Annotated in this window: 8 protein-coding genes; 4 read left to right on the forward strand and 4 right to left on the reverse strand. The window is 40.1% G+C overall.

The features are described from left to right. The first annotated feature begins 234 nt into the window (after window positions 1–234). Window positions 235–396, forward strand: a complete 162-nt coding sequence (locus tag FWF39_RS11940) for a hypothetical protein (RefSeq protein WP_343383660.1) — start codon at window positions 235–237, stop codon at window positions 394–396. Window positions 397–411: 15 nt separating this feature from the next. On the opposite strand, the gene FWF39_RS11945 is transcribed toward FWF39_RS11940, so the two are convergent. Beyond that, on the reverse strand, window positions 412–882 hold the full coding sequence (locus FWF39_RS11945) for an arsenate reductase ArsC (protein WP_343383661.1): 471 nt from the start codon (window positions 880–882) through the stop codon (window positions 412–414). Then, complete coding sequence (locus tag FWF39_RS11950; RefSeq protein WP_343383662.1) at window positions 875–1,180, reverse strand: 4Fe-4S dicluster domain-containing protein; 306 nt, start codon at window positions 1,178–1,180, stop codon at window positions 875–877. Before FWF39_RS11950 ends, FWF39_RS11945 begins: the two co-directional genes overlap by 8 nt. A gap of 159 nt (window positions 1,181–1,339) precedes the next feature. Here FWF39_RS11950 and FWF39_RS11955 point away from each other — a divergent pair, with 159 nt between their 5' ends. From FWF39_RS11955 to FWF39_RS11965, 3 genes are all read left to right on the forward strand, one after another. Further along, on the forward strand, window positions 1,340–1,597 hold the full coding sequence (locus FWF39_RS11955; RefSeq protein WP_343383663.1) for an HgcAB-associated protein: 258 nt from the start codon (window positions 1,340–1,342) through the stop codon (window positions 1,595–1,597). 6 nt (window positions 1,598–1,603) lie between these two features. After that, entirely contained in the window at window positions 1,604–2,425 is an 822-nt protein-coding gene (arsM, locus tag FWF39_RS11960) for an arsenite methyltransferase (RefSeq protein WP_343383664.1), read from the forward strand. 399 nt (window positions 2,426–2,824) lie between these two features. Beyond that, on the forward strand, window positions 2,825–3,187 hold the full coding sequence (locus tag FWF39_RS11965) for a hypothetical protein (protein ID WP_343383665.1): 363 nt from the start codon (window positions 2,825–2,827) through the stop codon (window positions 3,185–3,187). Here the strand turns inward: FWF39_RS11965 and FWF39_RS11970 are convergent. Continuing rightward, complete coding sequence (locus FWF39_RS11970) at window positions 3,181–3,543, reverse strand: transposase (RefSeq protein ID WP_343383666.1); 363 nt, start codon at window positions 3,541–3,543, stop codon at window positions 3,181–3,183. The two genes, FWF39_RS11965 and FWF39_RS11970, sit on opposite strands and share 7 nt — an antisense overlap. 11 nt (window positions 3,544–3,554) lie before the next feature. Beyond that, a complete protein-coding gene (locus FWF39_RS11975; RefSeq protein ID WP_343383667.1) occupies window positions 3,555–3,947 on the reverse strand; it encodes a transposase in 393 nt (130 codons plus the stop codon). Window positions 3,948–4,112 lie beyond the last annotated feature (165 nt).

Raw genomic sequence — 4,112 nt, forward strand, 5'->3', positions numbered from 1 at the left:
TAACGGATAGTTGCATTTCCATGTTGTAACTCATTAGTCTCAACTCGACGTATGTTATGTTAGCTGTTTGTTATATTTCTGTTTGGCTGCTAAAGGTTTGCACTATAAAGATTAGTAGGTTCACGCATTTTTGTAAATTGACTTTCAGATATTTATAGAGCCGTTAAATGAAATTAACAGACCATTTGGTAACACCTAAATACTTCAAGCCGTCTTTTGATTTTGGGGAAAGTTTTGAGTCGAATCTCTTGTGATAGAAAAAATTGTATCAACCACAGAGAGGGGTACTGTTCCTTAACTAATCCTGAAAAAGAGGGTAACAGTTGCATTGATTACGAAGACGAAATGGATTTTGCGCGACTAAAGGCAGATGCAGTAAAAGGCACACTCGGCTGACTATTTAACTCATCATCACTTTAGATCCGCAAAATAGTCTGTAATCCATGTCTTGATTTCATCCCTTATACGGCAGAAAGCCACAAGTTTTTCTGTTTCAGTTCCACAAACTTCAGAAGGATCCTCAAACCCCTGAACTACGTACTTTTTGGTTTTAGGCAACTTTGCACTAACTATCAGAGGGCGGCTCATAGTTGTGGGTGATGTGCACAGAGTGCAGAGTGTTTTTGCACTGTTTTCACAAACAGAAACGGCTAAGTCAATTTCAGTATCGCTAAATGTTTCTAACCCTTTGGAATACTGCATTGAAATGTCTATGCCTATTTCAGCCATAACTTTGATGGCTAAGGAGTTGACTGTTGTGGGGTTGGTGCCAGCGCTGAAAATTTCATACTTTTCGCCATACATGTTTCTAAGTAGTCCCTCAGCCATTTGCGATCTGGCCGAGTTGTGGGTACAAATAAATAGAATTTTGGGTTTAGACATGATGACAAGCCCGTTGATTGTTGCGTAATTTGTCAATTATTTTTTGTGTTTCTTTTTCATCGGGGTGAGATATGGCATTTTGTGGACAGATGTTTTCACATCCCCGACAGAAGACAACACATTTGTTGGGATTAACAATGATGGTGGTTTTGTTTTTGTTGTTGTGGGTTTTTGTTTTGAAAGCGTTCATGTGACAGAATTTTATGCATTTGCCACAGGTGGTGCATTTGTTGGGGTCTATTTTTGGATCCCAGGGAATTTTGTCTCGTGGTAGCCCTTTGTAGTCTGTTTCAACCATCTTTTTTTCACCCAAAAGTGTTTCTGACATTTTTGTTTTGTAATTATGGTATGGTTAGAGGGCATCGCCGCATATAAGCGTATTTTTCTTATTTTTCTTATTTTTAGGAAAAATTTATTTAGTGGAGAAGCTATTTTTCTCTAATGGTAGTGATTAAACGTGACTGATTGTTGTGGTGGCGATGAGGTTTGTAGAATTGATGCCGTGATAACGATGGATGCGAAAGGGCAGATTGTTCTTCCCAAAGATTTGCGCAATAAAGCAAACATGAAAGCAAATGACAAAATAGCGGTTGTTGCTTGCGAAAAAGACGGTGAAGTCTGCTGTATTATGATGGTTAAGGCTGAGAAACTTGTAGGAGCGGTCACTCAAACACTCAGCCCCTTGATTAAAGGAGTAACTAATAAGGAGAGTTAAACAAGCATGAAAGAGGAAGAAATTAAGCGTGAAGTAAGAAATCGATATGCCAAAGTAGCCAACCCCAGCAGTTCTTGTTGTGCTTCAAGCGCTGGTTGCTGTTCTGTTCCAAATAAGCAAGTCAGCAAAATGGTGGGGTACAGTGAAGAAGAAATGAGTGCAGTTCCGGAGGGTGCCAATCTGGGGTTGGGTTGTGGTAATCCAATTGCTTTAGCCTCTTTAAAGGTGGGTGAGCGTGTTTTGGATTTGGGTTGTGGGGCTGGGTTTGATGTTTTTTTGGCGGCCAAAAAAGTTGGAAACCAAGGACAGGTTATTGGAGTGGATATGACGCCTGAGATGTTAGATAAAGCAAGGGCAAATGCGAAAAAGGGTGGATACACAAACGTTGAATTTAGATTAGGTGAAATTGAGAATTTGCCTGTGGCGGATAATTTTGTTGATGTGATTATCTCTAATTGTGTCATTAATCTTTCGCCAAATAAGAAGCGGGTGTTTGAGGAGGCTTTTCGGGTTTTGGTGTCCAATGGTAGGTTGATGGTTTCGGATTTGGTTCTTCGCAGAAAGTTGCCTGAGGTGGTTCAGAGAAATGTTGAAGCCTATGCGGGTTGTGTATCGGGTGCAGAATTAAAAGAGGTTTATCTTGAGCAAATGCGAAACGCGGGCTTTCAAAACATAGAGGTCATAGAGGAGCAGAGTTATCCGCTTGAGTATGTTTTTGGTGAGGAGGCATTTAAGAGTGTTATTGATTTAGGGTTGACTCCAGAAGAGCTCAAAGAAACCGCCAGCTCTATTGTAAGCATAAAGGTATCTGCACTCAGAACCAGATAGCTAAGACAAAAAGGGGTGGTGGTGTGATGGTAGAGAAAGCGTTGATTGCTGTTGAGGTTGTTGTGAATTACACTACCCCGGATCTGCAGACGTCGAAATAAAATAACGCTATATGCGTTAGGTGTGGGACAAACTCCTGGGTAATTGTGGAGTATGTGGGATTCGAACCTCACCGTTTATGGCGATATTGCCATAAGCACTCGCTCCTCTTCGCTAATTTTCTCTTTTTCTCTTTTTTTAAGTAGTACTGTCTGTTTTTTATTGTGCAATCATTTTTGTCTGTCTTTCCTCAGAATTATTTTGCAACATTAAATGTTTCGGATAGCGCTTAGTTGATTATAAAGCGTAATATGTTTTAATGGGCTTTGGAAGAAGTATAGATAATCTTGAGGTTTATACATGAAGACAAAACAAATATTCCTAAAAATTTCAGCAATTATATTATTTGTATTTTTTATTATGAGTTCATTACCTTTAATGGCTATGGCAGAGGACACTATGTCCATAGCATCGTTTGATCAGTCTGTATCGGATAGTTTAAGTTTTAATGGTTTACAGGTTTGGGATGGAACTATCGCTACAAGTTTTGACGGCGGTAGTGGTACGGCGAGTAACCCCTATCGCATTGCCAACGCACAACAATTGGCGTACCTTGCGCAACAGGTTAACGGCGGTACTGATTATAGTGGTCAATACTTTAGGCAAACAGAAGACATCACTCTAAACGAATACAATGTGTTTGTAAGAACCTGTATTCAATAGCAGAGCCTCCTGAGCAATGTTGTTGAGTGCGCTATCATTATCATGGCTTCTTCTGATGTTGTCAATATTTCATAGTCCTTAGATAGTCGTCTAAACCATGTGAACCAGCTAAGTGTTCGTTCCACACACCAGCGCTTGGGTAAAACGCTCCAGCCTTTAGGCACAATCTTCTCCGAAATATCACATTTTTTACCCAACGAGGCAACAAAATCAACAAAAGTTCCCCTAAACCCAGCATCCCCACAAACACCCAAAAGCGAAGGATACTTTTCCAAAACCGACCGAAAAACCTCACAACCCGCCACAGTATCATGAATGTTAGCCGCTCCAACAACCACCTTTAACAAGTTACCCATAACATCAGTTACTATGTGTCGTTTGCGGCCTTTGATTTTTTTCCACCATCAAACCCCCTCTCATCGCATGCTGAGGTTGTTTTTGTACTCTGTGAATCAATTAGAGAGTAACTGGGTTTAGCGTTGCGTTTTGCCTCCAAACGTGTCATCTGTACCAGTAAATCAGTCATTTTTTCCCATAACCCGTTTTTTACGGCTCGACGGTAAAATGAGTGTACCGTTTGACAATTGGGAAAGTCTTTAGGCAGCATACGCCACTGACAACCCGTTTTGTTAAGGTATCGTACAGCGTTTACTAGTTCACGTTTACTATGTTTTTGTAAGTGTTTGCCTTTCTTTGCTTTAGTAAAAATTGGCATAATTATGCTCCATTCTTTATCAGTTAAATCACTATCATACCTCAAACAGATAACCACAACAAAACCTACACACCGCTAGTTAAAAACTTGAGAGTGTTCACCTAAAGATAAGTAATGCGGTTTTTTGAAATGCTGTAAAGATGTCTTCAGTGGTTAATGCGTGCCAAAGTTTAAGCGTTAAATCCACCATCGCGGTCTTCTTTGAAACAA

This window comes from Candidatus Bathycorpusculum sp. (assembly GCF_009778815.1).
GTDB lineage: Archaea > Thermoproteota > Bathyarchaeia > Bathyarchaeales > Bathycorpusculaceae > Bathycorpusculum > Bathycorpusculum hydrogenotrophicum.

Coding starts and splice junctions, on each gene's coding strand:
- FWF39_RS11945 (WP_343383661.1), bottom strand. CDS start 882: ATGTCTAAACCCAAAATTCTATTTATTTGTACCCACAACTCGGCCAGA.
- FWF39_RS11950 (WP_343383662.1), bottom strand. CDS start 1,180: ATGGTTGAAACAGACTACAAAGGGCTACCACGAGACAAAATTCCCTGG.
- arsM (WP_343383664.1), top strand. CDS start 1,604: ATGAAAGAGGAAGAAATTAAGCGTGAAGTAAGAAATCGATATGCCAAA.
- FWF39_RS11965 (WP_343383665.1), top strand. CDS start 2,825: ATGAAGACAAAACAAATATTCCTAAAAATTTCAGCAATTATATTATTT.
- FWF39_RS11970 (WP_343383666.1), bottom strand. CDS start 3,543: ATGGGTAACTTGTTAAAGGTGGTTGTTGGAGCGGCTAACATTCATGAT.